14 protein-coding genes are annotated in these 17,774 nt (G+C 67.6%); 9 read left to right on the forward strand and 5 right to left on the reverse strand.

The window, feature by feature from the left end; all coding sequences use genetic code 11:
- The first annotated feature begins 530 nt into the window (after positions 1–530).
- From HMPREF3114_RS00135 to HMPREF3114_RS00150, 4 genes are all read left to right on the forward strand, one after another.
- Entirely contained in the window at positions 531–1,511 is a 981-nt protein-coding gene (locus tag HMPREF3114_RS00135) for an AraC family transcriptional regulator (protein WP_053500175.1), read from the forward strand.
- Between the two features lie 235 nt (positions 1,512–1,746).
- Entirely contained in the window at positions 1,747–7,071 is a 5,325-nt protein-coding gene (locus HMPREF3114_RS00140) for an ESPR-type extended signal peptide-containing protein (protein ID WP_070488708.1), read from the forward strand.
- A gap of 61 nt (positions 7,072–7,132) precedes the next feature.
- Complete coding sequence (locus tag HMPREF3114_RS00145) at positions 7,133–7,969, forward strand: OmpA family protein (RefSeq protein WP_053500118.1); 837 nt, start codon at positions 7,133–7,135, stop codon at positions 7,967–7,969.
- A gap of 121 nt (positions 7,970–8,090) precedes the next feature.
- Positions 8,091–8,381, forward strand: coding sequence for a DUF6959 family protein (locus HMPREF3114_RS00150; protein ID WP_014037513.1), 291 nt, complete (start codon positions 8,091–8,093; stop codon positions 8,379–8,381).
- A gap of 80 nt (positions 8,382–8,461) precedes the next feature.
- On the opposite strand, the gene HMPREF3114_RS00155 is transcribed toward HMPREF3114_RS00150, so the two are convergent.
- Positions 8,462–9,289 (reverse strand): class I SAM-dependent methyltransferase, encoded by an 828-nt coding sequence (locus HMPREF3114_RS00155; protein WP_053500116.1) that lies wholly within the window; start codon positions 9,287–9,289, stop codon positions 8,462–8,464.
- 63 nt (positions 9,290–9,352) lie between these two features.
- Here HMPREF3114_RS00155 and HMPREF3114_RS00160 point away from each other — a divergent pair, with 63 nt between their 5' ends.
- Complete coding sequence (locus HMPREF3114_RS00160) at positions 9,353–9,757, forward strand: MerR family transcriptional regulator (protein WP_053500115.1); 405 nt, start codon at positions 9,353–9,355, stop codon at positions 9,755–9,757.
- 1 nt (position 9,758) lies between these two features.
- Here the strand turns inward: HMPREF3114_RS00160 and HMPREF3114_RS00165 are convergent, their stop codons facing one another.
- From HMPREF3114_RS00165 to HMPREF3114_RS00175, 3 genes are all read right to left on the reverse strand, one after another.
- The gene (locus HMPREF3114_RS00165; protein ID WP_070488711.1) at positions 9,759–10,475 is read right to left on the reverse strand and encodes an MgtC/SapB family protein; all 717 of its coding nucleotides are present in this window, start codon (positions 10,473–10,475) and stop codon (positions 9,759–9,761) included.
- Positions 10,476–10,576: 101 nt separating this feature from the next.
- Complete coding sequence (locus tag HMPREF3114_RS00170; protein ID WP_053500121.1) at positions 10,577–12,349, reverse strand: chloride channel protein; 1,773 nt, start codon at positions 12,347–12,349, stop codon at positions 10,577–10,579.
- A gap of 62 nt (positions 12,350–12,411) precedes the next feature.
- The gene (locus HMPREF3114_RS00175) at positions 12,412–14,493 is read right to left on the reverse strand and encodes a TonB-dependent receptor family protein (RefSeq protein WP_053500113.1); all 2,082 of its coding nucleotides are present in this window, start codon (positions 14,491–14,493) and stop codon (positions 12,412–12,414) included.
- Positions 14,494–14,624: 131 nt separating this feature from the next.
- On the opposite strand from HMPREF3114_RS00175, the gene HMPREF3114_RS00180 reads away from it, so the two are divergent.
- Positions 14,625–15,545 (forward strand): M14 family metallopeptidase, encoded by a 921-nt coding sequence (locus HMPREF3114_RS00180; RefSeq protein WP_053500111.1) that lies wholly within the window; start codon positions 14,625–14,627, stop codon positions 15,543–15,545.
- A 33-nt stretch (positions 15,546–15,578) separates the two neighbouring features.
- Here the strand turns inward: HMPREF3114_RS00180 and HMPREF3114_RS00185 are convergent, their stop codons facing one another.
- Positions 15,579–16,430, reverse strand: a complete 852-nt coding sequence (locus HMPREF3114_RS00185) for a LysR family transcriptional regulator (protein WP_053500109.1) — start codon at positions 16,428–16,430, stop codon at positions 15,579–15,581.
- A 159-nt stretch (positions 16,431–16,589) separates the two neighbouring features.
- On the opposite strand from HMPREF3114_RS00185, the gene HMPREF3114_RS00190 reads away from it, so the two are divergent.
- From HMPREF3114_RS00190 to HMPREF3114_RS00200, 3 genes are all read left to right on the forward strand, one after another.
- The gene (locus HMPREF3114_RS00190) at positions 16,590–16,943 is read left to right on the forward strand and encodes an SMR family transporter (protein ID WP_053500107.1); all 354 of its coding nucleotides are present in this window, start codon (positions 16,590–16,592) and stop codon (positions 16,941–16,943) included.
- The gene (locus tag HMPREF3114_RS00195) at positions 16,943–17,266 is read left to right on the forward strand and encodes a DMT family transporter (protein WP_053500105.1); all 324 of its coding nucleotides are present in this window, start codon (positions 16,943–16,945) and stop codon (positions 17,264–17,266) included. The genes HMPREF3114_RS00190 and HMPREF3114_RS00195 overlap by 1 nt, the downstream gene beginning before the upstream one ends.
- Positions 17,267–17,362: 96 nt before the next feature.
- The gene (locus tag HMPREF3114_RS00200) at positions 17,363–17,743 is read left to right on the forward strand and encodes a VOC family protein (RefSeq protein WP_021204273.1); all 381 of its coding nucleotides are present in this window, start codon (positions 17,363–17,365) and stop codon (positions 17,741–17,743) included.
- Positions 17,744–17,774: the final 31 nt, after the last annotated feature.

Here is a 17,774-nt window from a genome sequence, read left to right on the forward strand (position 1 = left end):
ATCGGCCGCACGGTCGCGACCGGACGGCCCGGGGCCGGTGGTCGAGGCATCCAGTGATGCGTGCGTGGTCATGCTGTCCCCCTGGGTGCGGCCAGATCAGATGGCCGGATCACCGTAATGTCGACTTTGCCTGAATGGCGGTTGGCTGCAACCGGAACCTATATGCAAATTCGGCAGAAACCCCGGAAGCCTGAAAATTTCAGATGGTTTCTGTGACGAAAATCCGTTCGCACGCAAAACGATTCATTGTCGTGCAGATAATGTGATTCGCTTTGTGGTCCATGCGAAAACCGTGCCAGCCGCTCCGACATTTTCTTCACTTGTGTATCCATTTTCATCATGCCGGGCCGCGGGTTTACCTTTGCCGATTATTGGGCATACTCGCATTCAAGCTCTTGCATTGATTTGTACGATCGCATCGACGCCGGCGCTGCCGGCGTGGCAACGGAAATGGATTCTGGATCGTTGCGCGCCCTGTCAGGCAGTGGGGGCCGCAGCGGATGGCGGATCAACGGGGGGACAACACTGTCATGGTCGATGGTGGGGTAGAGGACAGCGACGACAGCGGCCTTCGGTCCATAGACCTGGCCACGCTGAGCGGCGTGCTTCGCGTCTGTGATGTCGAACTGCTGCTGCTGGATGGCAACGGGCCACGGGCGGCGTTCGCTTCGCGCGTGCACGAGGAAGCCCTGTTCTGCAGCATCAGCTGCGGCTTCCATTGCCGTGGCCGCTTCATGCTGCCGCCGGACTGGGCGATGCTGGGGTACCTGCACGCCACCGATGAAACGATGAGCTGGTGCCACGGCGTGCCGCTCACGCCGGGCATGGCGCTGACGATCATGCCGGAGGGCATCAGTGAGTTCACCCTGAGCCCGGGCACGCACATGACCCTGATGCTGGTGCCGGTGGCCCGCGTCCAGCGCAAGCTGACCGAACTGAGCCTGCGCAGCACGCCACCTGCTGGCCAGGCACTTTCGCTGTTCAACCTGGCCAGCGACGCCACGCCGCTGGCGCGCCATTACCAGCAGCTGCACCTGCAGCTGGGACAGGGGGCCGGGCTGCAGCCGGATGAAACCGAGAACCTGCTGCATGAGCATGTGCAGGCCCTGCTGGGCGCCGGTGCGGCGGATCGCCCGGGCTGCACCCGTGCGCGGCGCACGCATTATCTGATCGCGCAGCGTGCAGAGAACTTCATGCGGCTCAACCTGCGTCGCAACATCTACATGAACGAGATCTGCGATGCCGCCGGCGTCAGCGAGCGCGGCCTGCGCTATGCGTTCGAGGACCTGTTTGGAACCTCGCCGAACCGCTACCTCTCCATGCTGCGCCTGTGCGCGGCCTGCCGCAGCCTGTCGATGGCAGACTCCAGCCGTCGCTCGGTCAAGGCGATCGCCCTGAGCTGCGGGCTGTGGGACCTGTCGCGCTTCGCTGACAACTACCGCAAGGTATTCGGCGAACTGCCGCGCGACACCCTGATGCGCGCACCCGCGCAGATCGGCCAACCGGCCTGATCCAGGCCCGGCAAGGGTTTTTGCGGTGTTTATGCCGGAATTGCGTATCCGCTTGCCGATCGTGTTGCCGCTTATGCATAGCCGGCTGCCGATTCCGGCCGTGGATTTGCCGGAATGCGCGATTGCCGTGCCGGATTGAAGTGCACCGCCCTCGTTGCAACCGCTGAAATGTCAGTCACCTGCCTAGCGGCAAGTCCACTGACATTCCAGTTGTTCGCCTACGGGGGAAATGCTCATGAACCGCATCTACCGGCGTGTATGGAACCGCCAGCTCAATGCTCTGGTTGTGGCCTCGGAACTGGCCACCGGCGACAGCGGCGGCAGCGCCGCACGCGATCCGCGAGGCTTCCTGCTGATGCCCACGGCCCTGGCGCTGGCACTGCTGTGTGCGCTGGCCAGCGGTCACGCTGGGGCCTCGGAAACCAATCAATCGCTGCGTGACCTGCAAGCACTCGCGGCAAAGTATGCGCAGCCGATGCCGGTCAAGGTTGACGCGGAAGTGGCCCTGGCTGCCGCCGCGCGGCAGGCGCAGAACAGCCCCGCAATCAGTGCGGATGCTCGTCTGGGCCTGCAGTTGAATACCACGTCGCTGCCGCTGGTACCTGACGTGTTGCCGGCCACCGTGCAGGTGAAGCTGGCGGCGAACACCGTGCCGAAGCAAGTGGCCGTGCCGGCGCTGGCGGCTGATGTCCGCGCCAATGTTGGCGTGGGCAACGCTGCGGCCAGGGCGGCACAGGTGGATGCATCGCTGGCTGCGCACGTTGCGCCCGGCGCCCAGGCGCCGCTGGGCGTCGCTGCCGATACGCGCGCCAAGGCCAAGGTCGGCATCGCTGGCCGCCAGGTCGCTTCGATCGATACGGGTGCCCGGGCGGCCGCCGGCCTCAGCGGTGCAGCCGCCGGATCACTGCCTGGGCTGAAAGCCACCGTCGACGGCAAGGCCGACACGCATCTGGCGGTCGCTGGCCATCACATCGAAGGGCAGGGCCAGGCCCGGGCGACGGCGGCAGTCACGCTGCCGGCCAAGGAGGAGCTGCCGGGTGAAGCCCATGATCGTGCCATCAACGCCGCCTTCGATGCCGGCGTCGCCGGCAAGGTGCGCGTGCAGGCGCCGGACGGCCAGGAGGTAGTGGCCGATCGCAACCTGAAGCTGGCCGGACAGGCGACCGTCGCGGCGCAGCACAGCGCACTGGGCGTCGGCAACCTGGTGGGTGGTGCGGTGGGTGCTGTCGGTGGGACGCTTCACAGTGCCGCGGGTGCAGTTGGTAGCGCGGTGGGTGGCGCGCTGAACGGCACAGTCAGCACGGTTGGCAGCGCAGTGGGTGGCACGCTCAACAACACGGTGGGCGCAGTCGGTGACGCAGTTGGCGGTGCTCTGAACGGTACTGTCGGCCAGGTCGGCACCGCCGTGGGCGGCACGCTCAACAACACGGTAGGCGCAGTCGGCGGCGCAGTGGACGGTGCTCTGAACGGCACTGTCGGTACCGTTGGAAGTGCAGTGGGCGGCGCACTGAACGGCACCGTTGGCCAGGTCGGCAGCGCCGTGGGCGGCACGCTCAACAACACGGTTGGCGCAGTCGGTGGCGCAGTTGGCGGTGCTCTGAACGGCACTGTCGGTACCGTTGGAAGTGCAGTGGGCGGCGCACTGAACGGCACCGTCGGCCAGGTTGGCGGCGCCGTGGGTGGCACGCTCAACAACACCGTCGGTGCAGTCGGTGGCGCTCTGAACGGTACTGTCGGTACCGTCGGCAGTGCAGTGGGTGGTGCTCTGAACGGCACCGTCGGCCAGGTCGGCGGCGCAGTGGACGGTGCTCTGAACGGCACTGTCGGTACCGTTGGAAGTGCAGTTGGCGGCGCACTGAACGGCACCGTCGGCCAGGTCGGCAGCGCCGTGGGCGGCATTCTCAACGGCACCACCGGCAGCCCCACCGGCGACCTGGGCGGCGTGCTGGGCAGCACGCTGGGCAGTGTCGGAAGCGCGGTGGGCAACCTGCTCAACGGCAATCTCAATGGCACCGTCGGCAACCTGGGCACCGCCGTGGGTGGCCTGGTGGGAGGCACGCTGGGCAGCCTCGGCCTGACCCAACCCTCGGCGATTCCGCCAACCAGTCCGAAGGCGCCCGCGCCGGCCGACCCGAATGCTGGCCTGATCATCGGCACCGGTGGCCTGGTCGGCAATGTCGGCCAGCTGATCGGGCCGACCACCACCAGCCTGTTCGGCGGCAACGGCTACCTGAGCAACGGCAATCTCAAGCTCAGCAACGCCAACGTCATGCAGACCTATTCGACGGTCAATGTGCTGGGCCTGCCGGTGGTCAACCTGTCGCCGGTCGGCAGCACGCTCAATGGCCTGGGCGGCGCAGCCACGGGCGGCAGCTCGCACCTGACCCTGATCGGTGGCGTGACTTCCGACAGTTACATCTACAACATCAACAACGGCAATCCCGGTGGCCTGCTGGGCCTGCTTCTGCCAACCGACTCGCCGGCGTGGGCGGCCAAGTGCCTGGACATCGCGCTGGCCGATATTTCCTGCTGGGCGGTCAACGCGGCACAGGACTACCAGGTGTTGATGGGCGATGGCGCCTTCGCCAACGGGTCCAAGGAAGTGGTGATCGGTGCCAATGCACGCCATGAACTGCCGAAGGTCGATGCCAATGTCGCCTTCCCCGGCGATGGCGTCAACGATCCCAGCAATCCGACCGGCGTGCCGACGGCCGACTATGCCGCCCGCATGGGCCACTCGGTCGTCGTCGGTGACAGTGCCGTCGGCACCGCCAACGGACAGACCCTGCTGGGTGCCGAAGCCACTTCGAACCAGGCCAACTCGGTCGCGCTGGGTTACCGCTCCGCTGCACTGCGCGGCGCTCAGGCCAGCTACAGCGCGTACGGCCTCACCGCACCCCAGGTTTCGGCCGGCGAAGTGTCGGTGGGCACGGCCGGTGGCGGCGAGCGCCAGATCACCAACCTTGCCGCGGGCAGCGCCAATACCGATGCTGTCAACGTGGCCCAGCTGAAGGGCGCCATCAGTCTGATCGACGATGTGGCCTCCGCAGCGGTCACCTATGACCTGGACGGCTCGGGCAACCCGAACTATCGCCGGGTCACGCTCGGCGCAGGCACCGGCACCACCACCATCGGCAATCTTGCCGCCGGCGCGGTCACCGCCGGTAGCCTGGAGGCGGTCAACGGCGGCCAGCTGGCGGCTACCAACAGTGCCATCGCCAGTTTCTTCGGTGGTCGTGCGGCTTTCGATCCGGCCAGCGGCATCTTTACTGCACCATTGTTCGAGATCAGCACGATCTCCACTGGCGGTGCCATCGCCAAGGGCCTGTATGAGAATGCCACCGATGCCTTCGCCGCAGTCGATGGCTCGCTGGTCAACCTCAATACGCAGATCACCGACATCCGCAACGGTGGCACCAAGTACCTGCGGGTGAACTCGACCGGTACCGAGGCGCTGGCCACCGGCGCCGACTCGATCGCGGTCGGTACCAACGCCCGCGCCACTGCCGCCAACAGTATCGCGGTGGGTGCCGGCAGCCTGGCCGACCGTGCCAACAGCGTGTCCATCGGTGCGGCCGGTGCCGAGCGCCAGGTCACCAACATGGCGGCCGGTACTGCTGCGACCGACGCGGTCAATGTTGGCCAGCTGCAGGCATCGGAACAGGGCGCGCTGCGCTATGACCTCAACGCCGATGGCAGTGTCAACTACGCCAGCGCCACGCTGGGCCAGACCGGCACGGCAACCACGCTGCGCAACCTTGGCCCGGGCCAGGTCAGTGCCACCAGCAGTGAGGCCATCAATGGTGCCCAGCTGTTTGCCGCCAACCAGGCGGTAGCCACCCATCTGGGCGGTGGTGCCGCGGTCGATGCCAACGGCGTACTGACCGCACCGACCTACTCGATCAACAACGTCGCCGCCAACGGCACCGTGACCAAGGGCAGCTACAACGATGTTGGCACCGCGTTCGATGCAGTCAGCAACTCGCTGGCCAACGTTGCCGACCAGACCGGCGAGATCGACAAGCTGGCCGTGAAGTACGACGTCGATGGCAGTGGCAACGTGCTCAACAGCGTGACGCTGACGGGTACCGGCACCGGCGCGGTGAAGATCACCAACGTCGCCGCCGGCAGCATCCTGGCCGGCAGCAGTGATGCCATCACCGGCGACCAGCTGTTCAGCACGAACAGCACCATCGCCACCTACTTCGGCGGCACCACCGCCTACAACGGCACCACCAACGTGTGGACCGCGCCGACGTTCAGCATCTCCAGCATCGCCACCGATGGCACCTTCACCAGCGGCGACTACAACAACGTCACCGCCGCCTTCACCGCTGTCGACGGCTCGCTGAAGGTCCTCAACCAGCGCATCACCAATGGCGGTGGTGGCAGTGCGTACCTGGCGGTCAACTCAACGGCGGCCGCAGCCACCGCGGCGGGTGCGGAAGCGGTGGCGGTCGGCCCGCAGGCCAGCGCAGCCGGTGCGAACAGCGTGGCGGTCGGCAACGGTGCCAGCAGCAGTGCCGGCAACAGCGTGGCGCTGGGTGCCGGTTCGGTCGCCAGCGTCGGTGCACAGAGCGGCTACACCGGCGCCTACGGGCAGACTGGTGCCAGCAATTCGGCCGGTGAGGTCTCGGTCGGCAGCAGTGGCAGCGAACGCAAGATCACCCACGTGGCCGATGGCTCGGACACCTACGACGCGACCAATGTCGGCCAACTGAAGAACGGCGTGAACTACGCCATCGACGAGTCGAAGAAGTACACCGACCAGAAGATCCAGAACATCACCAACGTGGCCGGCAGCTTCCGCGCCAACAACACCAACAACCTGGCCGACCCGTCCGCCAGCGGCGCCAATTCGGCCGCCGGTGGTGCAGGCTCCACTGCCGCCGGTGCCAACTCGACCGCGCTGGGCAATGGTTCGCAGGCGCAGGCCGACAACTCGGTGGCCTTGGGTGCGGGCTCGGTGGCGAACCGGGCCAACACGGTCTCGGTCGGTGCCGCCGGTGCCGAACGCCAGGTGGTCAACGTGGCAGACGGCTCGCAGGCCACCGATGCGGTCAACGTGCGCCAGCTGCAGGCTTCGCAGCAGGGCACGATCCGCTACGACACCACGGTGAACGGCGCGACCAACTACAACAGTGTCACCCTGGGCAGCACCAGCAGCGGCCCGACCACGGTCCGCAACGTTGCCGCCGGCACCGCCGGTACCGACGCGGTCAATGTGGACCAGTTGAAGTCGGGCATGGCGCAGACCCTGGACTGGTCCAAGGCCTACACCGACGAGCGCATGGGCGGCTTCGAGCGCGACCTGCGCAAGACCGACAATCGCGCTTCGGCCGGTATCGCTTCGGCGATGGCCACCGCAGCGCTGCCGCAGCCGAGCGAGGCGGGCCGCAGCATGGCCTCGATCGCCGCCGGCAGCTACAACGGCGAATCGGGCGTGGCGGTCGGTATCTCCGGTGTCTCCGAAGGCGGCCGCTGGATCTACAAGTTCAGCGGTTCGACCAACAGCCGTGGCGAGGCCGGTGTGGCCGTCGGTGCCGGCATCCAGTGGTGATCCCCGCCGCCGGGCCGCACCCGCGGCCCGGCATCGCGGAAACGTCTACAGGGGGAACGACATGAAACAGCATCGCATCGCCCGCGCCGGCCAATGTGCCGCCACGCTGGGCCTGATCCTGGGGATGGGCCTGCTGGCCGCCTGCCGCAGCCATGCGCCGGCCGCCGACGGTCCTGCCGAAGCCACCGCCGTGCACTTCCCGGAGGCCTCCAAGGCCTCGCTGAAGGAAGGTATCTATCCCGACGTCGCCGACCTGCGCCGCTTCGCGCCGGGCATGAGCAAGCGGCAGCTGTACACGCTGCTGGGCACGCCGCACTTCAATGAAGGCATGTGGGGCGTGCGCGAGTGGAACTACCTGTTCAACTTCCGCACCGCGCAGGGCGCGGAGTACTTCACCTGCCAGTTCCAGGTGCGCTTCGACAGCAAGGGCATCGCGCAGGGCGGTTATTGGAAGCCGGAGTCGTGCGCGGCCGTGCTCGAACCGCCGCGGCCACCAGCGCCGCTGGCACCGGCACCGCTGCCGGAGCAGCCCCTGCGGCTGTCGGCCGACGCGCTGTTCGGATTCGACAGCGCGGTACTCAGCGCCGAAGGCCAGCAGGCGGTGCAGGGCATCCTGGCGCAGGTACGCGAGGCCGCGCAGGTGCAGTCGATCAAGGTAACCGGCTACACCGACCGCATTGGCAGCGCCAGCTACAACCAGGCACTGTCGCAGCGCCGCGCCGATGCCGTGCGCAACGCGCTGGTGCAGGGGGGCGTGCCCGCAGCCAGCATCAGTGCCGAAGGACGCGGTGCGGCCGAGCCGATCGTGCAGTGCGAGCAGCGCAACCGGCGCGAGCTGATTGCCTGCCTGGCGCCGAACCGGCGCGTGCAGATCGCCGGGATGGCACAGCCACATTGACCTTCCTGCGCCGGGGCGATGCCCCGGCATCCCGAGTCCCCCCTGACCGCCGGCAGGCGTGGCAACGTCTCCCCCGTCGTCCACGCCTGCCGGCGGCTCAGGTTTCCAAACGGTGCACGCGATGAATGCCCAATTCCTGCCCCTCTCCATGAAGACGGAAGCTACGCTCAGCGTGTATGGCCAGCTCGGCAACCATGCCGTGGTGCGCATCCCCGGGCGGCGCCTGCCGGGCCTGATCCTGCAGGCCGATACCGTGGCCGGGTTCCTGGCCCAGCTGCAGGAAGCCCAGGCCTGCCTGCGCAGTGGCCGCGCACAGCGCACCGATGCCGAGCTGGACATGCTGATCGACGTGCTGCAGCAGTGGTATGCACTGATCGAATCGCGCCTGGCCGACGCCGGCGAGGCCCTCTAGCAAAAAAAGGGACGGAGGGGATTAAGTCGTTTCCGGCACAACCGGGGCATATGCGACTTAATCCCCTCCGTCCCCTTTTTTCAAGCGTGGGCGCGGATCAACCAACAGGCGGCATCCACACGAACGCGGTCACCTTCGATGAACGGCGCGAATGCGGCCAGTGCTTTTTCGCGAAGCACTGCGGCGCGGGCTTCCGGCATCGATCGCAGGGCCAGTCCCAACGGTCCCAGGTGACCGACATAGGTCGGCAGGTCTTCGCGGGCGAGCGAACAGGGCAGGTCCACCGCAACCACTTCCACGTCATTCCAGCCGGCGGCCTGCAACAGGCGCTGCACGCGCTCGCCATCGGCAAAAGCGAACTGTCCCGGTGCGCCGGGTACGCGGGGCGGAAGATCCAGTTCATCGCCAATGGCGCGCTCGGCGGTGGTCATGAACGGATTCTCCCCGGCACTGCGCCACGCGATGAAGCGCAGCCCAGCGCCCGGTGTCGTGGCACGATGCAGGTTGGCGAACGCGGCCTGGCTGTCCTCGAAGAACATGACGCCCAGCCGCGACTGGATCCAGTCGAAGTGCGCGGGCGGCAGCGGATGGCGCTGCGCGTCTGCCACGATGAAGTCCGCGTCCAGTCCTGCCGCCTTGGCGCGCTGATGGGCCAGCGCCAGCATCGGCGCGGAGATGTCCAGGCCGGTGCAATGTGCCGCGGGGCGCGCTGCGGCCGCGGCCAGCAGGCTGGCGCCGGTGCCGCAGCCGATGTCGAGCAGTTCGGTAACGGTCTCTGGAAGTTCGGTGACCAGCAGGTCAGCCATCGGCTGGAACAGGCCGTCAAGAACAGCCTGTTGCGCAACCCACGCCTGGCCGCCAGGGCCGTTCCACAGGGCGTTCTGATCAATGGGAGATGTGCTTGCCATGGCCTTGCCTCGCCGGGTAGTTGCCCATAGCTTGGTGCTTGAAGGTCACTTGAGGTCAAGCCCGTGCGCGAACTGGATATCGGCGAGGTGGTCAAGCGCAGTGGCGTGCCGGCCTCGACCCTGCGCTACTACGAACAGCTGGGGTTGTTGCATGCGCTGGGGCGCCGCGGCCTGCGCCGGCAGTACGACGCGCAGGTGCTGGAACGGCTGGCGCTGATCGGCCTGGGCCAGGCGGCCGGGCTGTCGCTGCAGCAGATCGGTGCATCGCTGCCGTCACAGCAGGGGTGCATCTCACTCGACCGCGAGGCACTGCTGGCACAAGCCGAGGTGCTGCAGCGGCAGATCACCCGGTTGCAGCGGGTGCGGCGGCACCTGCAGCGCGCAGCGGCCTGCCCGCAGGCGGGGGATGCCCGCAAGTGCGGTTCGTTCCGGAAACTGTTGCGCGCGCAGCAGCGGATGGGCGGTTGAATCAATCGCGGGTACTGACTTCCCACGTGGCATGCAGCACGCCCGGCACCTGCTCCATCCGTGCCAGCACCACGTCCAGTTCATCGGCACTCACGGCCGTACTGACCAGCACCGCGATCACATCGGTAGGCGCGTCGGCATGCTCGACCACCTGCACATCGCCCACCGGATACTGCGCCGCTTCCAGCGCATCGACCAGGCGCTCGCGCACCCGCGGCACGGCTTCGGCATCCACGCTCAGGCGCACCTCGTAGGTGGCTTCGGTCGCTGCCTCGTTGATCGGAATGCGGTTGATGGCATTCACCAACGGCCGCAGCAGGGTGTTGCCGGCGATGATCAGCACGGTCAGCAGCACGCCCTCGGCCAGCATGTCCGCGCCGGTGCAGCTGCCGACCGCTGCAGAGCACCACAGGGTGGCGGCGGTGTTCAGGCCACGCACGTTCATGCCTTCCTTCATGATCACGCCGGCACCGAGGAAGCCGACACCGGAGACCACGTAGGAGATCACCCGTACTGCCTCGGCGCTGCCGGCGATGCGCATGCCGAGGTCGACGAAGGCGGCGGCGCCGACCGCCACCAGCACATTGGTGCGCAGGCCGGCGGTGCGTTGCCGGTACTGGCGCTCGGCACCGATCAACGTACCCAGCACGAAGGCGGCCAGCAGGCTGACCACGGTGTCGGCGAAGGGACCTGCCTGGAAGGTCTCAATGAAGCGCATGGCCGGAGTCTACCCGGTCGAGGTGACAGTAGATCCACGCCATGCGTGGATTTCGGAAGTGCCAGAAGCGACTTAATCCCCTCCGTCCCCTTTTTGTGGGGTCAGTCGGTGTCGTCGACGCGCTCGCCCATCAGTTCGCGCTGGCGCTTGTCCAGCTCCTCGGCGTAGCGCTTGCGTACGAAGGCTTCGGACACTACGCCCAGCACCTGGCCGTCGGCGCCGACCACGGCCAGTTCATCGGCCTGGGTCTGGTCGAAGCGCTGCATCACGCTGACCACGTCCGCGGACGGCGACAGCGACACGTCACGGTTCTCGGCCAGCTCGCCAATCGCCGCCTCCGGTTTCACGCCGTCGCTGTAGACGCGCGGAATCTGCACGATGCCGGCGTAGTGGCCCTCGCTGTCGATCAGGATCACCCGGCTGCCCGAGCCCAGCGGGAAGCGCTGGCGGAACGTGGCGGCGTCAAGGTCGGACGGGGCGGTCGCCACGCCCTTGCGCATCAGTCGGCCGGCGTTGAGGTTCTGTACCCAGCCCACGTCGCGGGCACTCTTGATGGTCTCCCCGCGCAGGTGCATGCGCCAGGTCGAGAACGAATAACCAAACCACTGCCGTACCAGCGTGCTGGACACCAGCACCGCACTCATCACCACGCTGGTCAGCAGGAAGTCGTGGGTGCCTTCCAGTACCAGCATGGCCATGGTCATCGGCGCGCCGACCACGGCTGCGGCCAGCGCCGCCATGCCGGCCAGCGCGGCGGAGGTGGCGTCGACCACCGGCACGCCGGTGGCCATGGCCAGCAGGCCGGCGAACAGCGCGCCGACCAGGGTGCCCATGAACAGCGAGGCAAAGAACAGGCCGCCACGGAAGCCGAAGCCCAGCGAGATGCCCGAGGCCAGGCACTTCAGGGTCAACAGGCCGCCGATCCAGATCAGCGGCAGGTGCGTGGTCAGGTCCAGATGCAGCGCGCCGTGGCCGGACGACAGCACTTGCGGGCTGGCCAGGGCCAGCGGTATCAGCAGCAGTCCACCGACCACCGGCCGACCCCAGGCAGGCAGCGGGCTGCGCTTGACCGTGCCCTCGATCGAGGCGATCAGCCGCATGATGGCAATGCCGACCATCGCGCAGCAGCAGCCGAGCAGGCCGTAGATGGCGTAGTCGGCGGCGCGAACGTCGATGGTCGAGGCAGCGGGCAGCAGGTAGGCCTCGATGCCAGCCTGGTCGGCCACGAACGCGCCGGCCAGTGCAGCCACCGCCACCGGCGCCAGTGCGGCCGGGGTGTAGGCGCCGATGACGATCTCGAACGCATAGAACGCGCCCGCCAGTGGCGCACCGAAGGCGGCGGCGATGGCGCCGGCGGCACCGGCGCCGACCAGGATGCGCACGTCATTGCGGCGCAGGCGCATCACCCGGCCCAGCTGCGAACCACTGCCGGCGCCCATCTGCGTATACGAAGCCTCCAGACCCACCGAGGCGCCGCAGCCATTGGACAGCAGGGTCTGGGTCAGCACGATCAGGTTGTCGCGCATCGACATGCGGCCGCCATGCAGGGCATTGGCTTCCACCGCATCGAGCAGGGGCCGCTTGAGCCGGGTCGCGGCCAGGCTGACCAGGCCCACCAGCAGGCCACCCAGCGGCAGCACCAGCAGCGCGGTCCATGTCAGCGAGGGCAGGGAGCTCAGGCGCATACCGTCGTCCAGCCCATACAGCGTGCCCTGCAGCCAGCGCGCGATGCCCGACTGCAGCAGGGTCAGGTAGCCGGCGATCAAGCCGACCAGCAACGCCAGCGCGATGAACCACAGGTCGCTGCCACGCAGGCGCAGGCGCAGGCCCTGGAAGGCCAGATGCAGGCGCGATGGCGAAACAGGCAGTGACATGGTGGCGGCATGATACGCCGCCACCGTGAGCGCCACCGTCACCGCATCGGGTGGCTACCGCCTCAGAAGCGGTAGCGGCCCTGCACGTAGAACGTGCGCGGCGCGGCCACCATGCGGCCGGCGTTGCCATCAACGTTGCGGGTGTACCAGCGCGTGTCGGCCAGGTTGTTCACGCCCAGCGCAATCTCGCTGTCGCCCAGGCCCGGCACCTGCCAGGCCACCTGCGCGTTCCACAGGCGCACGCCCGGCACGCGGCCCACGCGCGCATCGGCGGTTTCTTCCCAGGTGTTGGCGGCATCGGAGAACTGGCCGCTCTGGTGGGTGCTGGAGACATTGAAGGTCCAGCCGGCCAGCGCGTAGCGGGCGCCGACGCTGTCGGTGTCGCGCGAGTAGAACGGCACGTCCAGGCCACGGTTGTCACCCGACTGCTGGATCGCCTTGGTCCAGGTGTAGTTGGCGTACAGCTCCAACCCGGCCAGCGCACTGTCCTCGGCGAAGTGGTACTCCAGTGCGCTCTCCACGCCCTTGTGGTCGGTGGCGCCGATGTTCTGGAAGGTCGGCGGGGTGATTCCCGGCACCTGCAGGATCTGGTTGTCGAAGCGCATCTTGAACACGGTCACTTCCGCGCGCAGTGCGCCGTCCTGCCAGCGTGCACCCAGTTCGGTGGTCCTGGCGATTTCCGGGTTCAGCGGGTTGTTGGCCGTCTGCGAATTGAGCTGGATGTTCTGCACCGGCCCGAACGAGGTGGTGTAGTTGCCGAACACGGTCAGCTGCGGGGTCAGCAGGTAGGCGATGTTGAGCGAGGGCAGCGCCTTGTCGTTGCGGCGGCTGAAGGTCGCCGCACCACCCGCCTGGCGGCGGTCCATGTCGATCCATTCCATCCGCACGCCCGGGGTGATCCGCCACTGGCCGATCGCGATGCGGTCGTCGATGTAGAACGCATGGGCATCGGTGGCGTTGTCGAAACGGGTGGTGCTACCGGCCACGCCGGTACGGCGGGTGACGGTGTAGCTGCGGTCGTTGCCGCGCTCGCGCAGGAAACGGTAGCCGGCGGTGATGTCATGCACCGTGCTGCCCCAATGCAGGCGCTGGGTGTAGCGCGGCTCGATGCCGAGCACGCGGTAGTCGCGCGGCTGCACGGTCAGCTGGGTATTGGCGGCGTTGATCAGCGAGCTGGCTCGGCTGCTTTCGTTGTAATAGGCCAGTACCTCGAACTCGCTGTTGGCCGACAGCGTGTTGGTGTAGCCCAGGTCGACGCCGGTGCGGTGGCCCTTCCAGAAATCGGTGGGGCGGGTGTTCTGGAACGGATCGGCCTCGTACTGGGTGCGGGTCAGGCCGCCCGGGGTCAGCGAGCGCACATCGTAGTAGGACAGCTTGGCGCGCAGTTCCTGCTGCGCATCGATGGCGTAGGCGAACTTCAGCGCGAGATCATTGAAGCGGTCATCGCTGCCCCGGCGCCAGCCGCGACCATCCTGGCCGGAGTACAGCAGGGCCGCGCCCAGGCCGTTGTCGCCGGTACCGCCGAGGAAGGCGTTGTACTGGGTGCTGTCACCGCCGCCATGGTCGTAGGCGGTGTAGCGCATGCCGGCTTCGCCGTGCAGGCCGGCCTCGGTGGGAATGGAGCGGGTGCTGAAGTTGATGATGCCGCCCACGTTCTGCGGCCCGTAGCGCACCGCGCCGCCGCCGCGCACCACGTCGATCGACTCGATGTTGGACAGGCTGGTCGGCGCGAACGACAGCTGTGGCTGGCCATACGGCGCCACCGCCAGCGGCACGCCGTCCAACAGTACGGTCGAGCGCGGCGAGTAGCGCCCGGTGAGGCCGCGCACGCCGATGTTCAGCGACACCGAACTGCCCGCGGTGCCGGAGTTGTCGGTGACCTGCACGCCGGGGATGCGGCGCATCGCATCGCCGAGGCTGGCCGCGCCGCTGGCCTCGATGCGCTGGCGGTCGACCACGGTGCGCGCGCCGGCGAAGCTCTTCACGCTGTCATGCAGGCCGGTGCCCAGCCAGCTGCCCGAGACCTGGATGCTGTCCAGCGTGGTGGCGCCGTCCTGGGCGAAGGCGGTGGCGGCCGGGAGCAGGCACAGGGTAAGGGCGGCGGCCAGCGGCAGGCGGGCCGGTTGCAGGGCAGGGATGGGCATCGGTGCGGGCTGTGGAAGGCGGTAAATGAGAATTATTGCTGATTCCATTCACCAATGGAATGCGCCGCCGGTTCACGCTGTTCCCCCGGTGGTAGAGTGGGCGATTGCTTCCTGACTCGCTGAGATCTGCCATGTCCCAAGCCGCCTTCTACCCCGTCGGAACCCCTGGCCAGCCGTGGGGAGCGGCGGAACGGGAGACGTGGCGTGGCCGCCAGCAGCGCCTGCGTCGCTATGACGAGGACGTGCTGCCGCGCATCGAGGCGCTGGCCTCGCGCTTCGACAAGGTGGCCTATGGCCAGCTCGACTACGCTGGCGAGACCTACACCCTGTTCGCCCTGCGCAGCCGCGATTGGAACCCGGCGCTGCCGGCTGCCCTGGTTACCGGTGGCGTGCACGGTTATGAGACCAGCGGCGTGATGGGCGCGCTGGAATTCCTCGAAAAGCACGCCGCCGACTACGCCGGCAAGGCCAATCTGCTGGTGGCACCGTGCGTGAATCCGTGGGGCTTCGAGCGCATCAACCGCTGGAACTTCGATGCGATCGACCCGAACCGCAACTTCCGCGCCGACGGCCCGGCGCGTGAATCAACGGCGGTGATCGATCTGATCGCGCCGTACAAGGGCCAGTTCGCGCTGCACATCGACCTGCACGAGACCACCGACAGCGACGAGAGCGAGTTCCGCCCGGCGTTGGCCGCGCGTGACGGCAAGCCGTTCGAACCGGGCCTGATCCCCGATGGCTTCTACCTGGTGGATGACAGCGAGAACCCGCAGCCGGCCTTCCAGCAGGCGGTGATCGCCGCGGTGGAGAAGGTCACCCATATCGCGCCAGCCGACGACAAGGGCGAGATCATCGGTTCGCCGGTGGTGGCCCATGGGGTTATCGAGTACCCGCTGGTGAAGCTGGGCCTGTGCGCCGGCATTACCGGCGCGAAGTACACCACCACCACCGAGGTCTACCCGGACAGCCCGCGGGCAACCCCGCAGCAGTGCAACGACGCCCAGGTGGTGGCGGTGTGCTCGGCGCTGGATTACGCGCTCGCCCATCGTTGACCGGTAGTGCCGGCCGCTGGCCGGCAACGCGTATCACCCCAACGCGTCGGCCCACCACAGTGCGGCCGGTCCCGGCGGCGCGTCTCGGCGCCAGAGCAGGTCGCTGTGGATGCGCCGCGGCCAGCCGGGCAGCGTCAGTTCCACCAGTCGCCCGCGGTCATAACGTTGCACCAGTGCCCGCGGCAGCTCGGCCCAGCCGATGCCGTCCTCGGCCATCTCCATCACCATCAGATAGTCGGTGGCGGTCCAGGCCAGGCCGGTGACGATGTGGGATTGATCGACCTCCGCACTCAATCGCACCTGCCGGTGCCGCGCCAGCTGTGCGGCGCTGCGACGGCCGGCGCTGGCCAGTGGGTGCTCGCGCGCCACGTACACCGACAGTTCGCTGTGATGGGCCAACGGCCGGGCCATCAGGCCATCCGGATAGCTTTCCTGTTGCGGCAGCAGGCCCAGCGCGGCGCGGCCGCTGCCGACCAGCTCCAGCACGTCATCGCCTTCGGCATCCAGCCATTCCAGTTCGATCTCCGGGAATGCTTCGGCAAAGCGCTGCAGCAAGCGCTGCTCCGGATCGAGCTGGTACACGTCGGAGAACACCACGGTCAGCCGCGCTTCGACCGGCGCGGCCAGGCGCACACTCAACTGCTGCAGGCGGGCATCGGCGGCGAGGATTTCCTGGGCATGGCCGAGCACCTGGCGCCCGGCCTCGGTCAACCGGGGGTAGCGCCCGCTGCGGTCGAACAGGCTCACCCCCAGGTCGGCCTCCAGATGGGCAATGGCGGTACTGACCGTTGACTGGGTCTTGCGCAGGCGGCGCGCCGCCGCCGAGAACGAGCCCAGCGCGGCGGCTTCCACGAAGGCCTGCAGGGATTCAGGGGAATAGGGCATTGATCCATCGCTCCTGTCGATGGGATCTATTTTGATACCACCGTAAAAGGCGATGATACTGGCCGTCGTCGCCCCTGTCTGCGGGCGTTCCGGACCCTCCACGCATGCCGTGGACCCATTGAGGAGGCGGCGCGGTCCCCGCCCTGCAAGGAGCTTCACATGTCCCGTACTGTTCCCGCCCGTGGCGCGCTGGCCGCCTGGGCCTGCCTGACCGTGGCGATCATCGCCGAGGTGGTCGGCACCTCGTTCATGGCCCATGCCGCCCGCGACGGCGGCCGGAGCGGCTACCTGATCATGGCCGGCGCGTTGGCGCTGTCCTACTTCTTCCTGGCGCAGTCGGTGCGCCGCATTGCTGTGGGCGTGGCCTACGCGGTGTGGGAAGGCCTTGGCCTGACCCTGCTGACCGTGGTCGGCCTCACTGTGTTCGGCGAGAGCCTGTCGCTGCAGCAGCTGGCCGGCCTGATGCTGGCCGTGGCCGGCATCGTCTGCGTCACCCTCGGGGAGGCGCACTGATGAATACCCTGGCCCTGTTTTTCGTGATCTGCTCGGCGCTGATCGACGTCGCCGCCAACATGATGGTGGCCAAGTCGGAAGGTTTCCGTCGTTGGCGCTGGGGCGTCGGTGCGATCGTCCTGGTCTGGATCGCCTTCGCCCTGCTGGGCCAGGCCGTACGCTACATGGATCTGGCCACGGCCTATGCGATGTGGGGGGCGATCGGCGTGATCGGCACCGCCACCTGCGGCCGCCTGTTGTTCGGTAACCGCCTGCGGCCGATCGGCTGGGTTGGCATCGCCCTGGTCACGGCGGCGGTACTGCTGCTCAGCACCGCCAGGTAGCAGCACGCCCGGTCGCGAGCGGGGCGGCGATGATGCAGCGATTTGCGAAGTGGCCCGCGCTCATCGACACTGCGGTTTTCCACATGGAGTGCCCGCATGTTCAGCCACATCACCGTAGGAACGAACGACATGGATGCCGCGCGTCGCTTCTACGACGCCCTGTTCGCTGCGATGGCCGCGCGTGCGGGCGTATTCGACGAGAAGGGACGGCTGCTGTACTTCAAGGATGGACGGATGTTCGGTGTAACCGCGCCGATCGATGGGCAGCCAGCGTGCCATGCCAACGGTGGCACCATCGGTTTCAGTCTGGGCAGTGCAGAGGCCGTGCGTGCCTGGCAGGAAGCTGGAGTGGCTCACGGTGGTACCGCCATCGAAGATCCGCCCGGCGTCCGCAACATGTCCGGTCGGCAGGTGTTCCTGGCCTATCTGCGTGACCCGGATGGCAACAAGCTGTGTGCGGTGCATGTAATGTCGTGATCGGACAGGATGCGCGTGGCCGCGCCGCAGG

The organism is Stenotrophomonas sp. HMSC10F07 (genome assembly GCF_001807895.1).
Lineage (GTDB): Bacteria > Pseudomonadota > Gammaproteobacteria > Xanthomonadales > Xanthomonadaceae > Stenotrophomonas > Stenotrophomonas sepilia.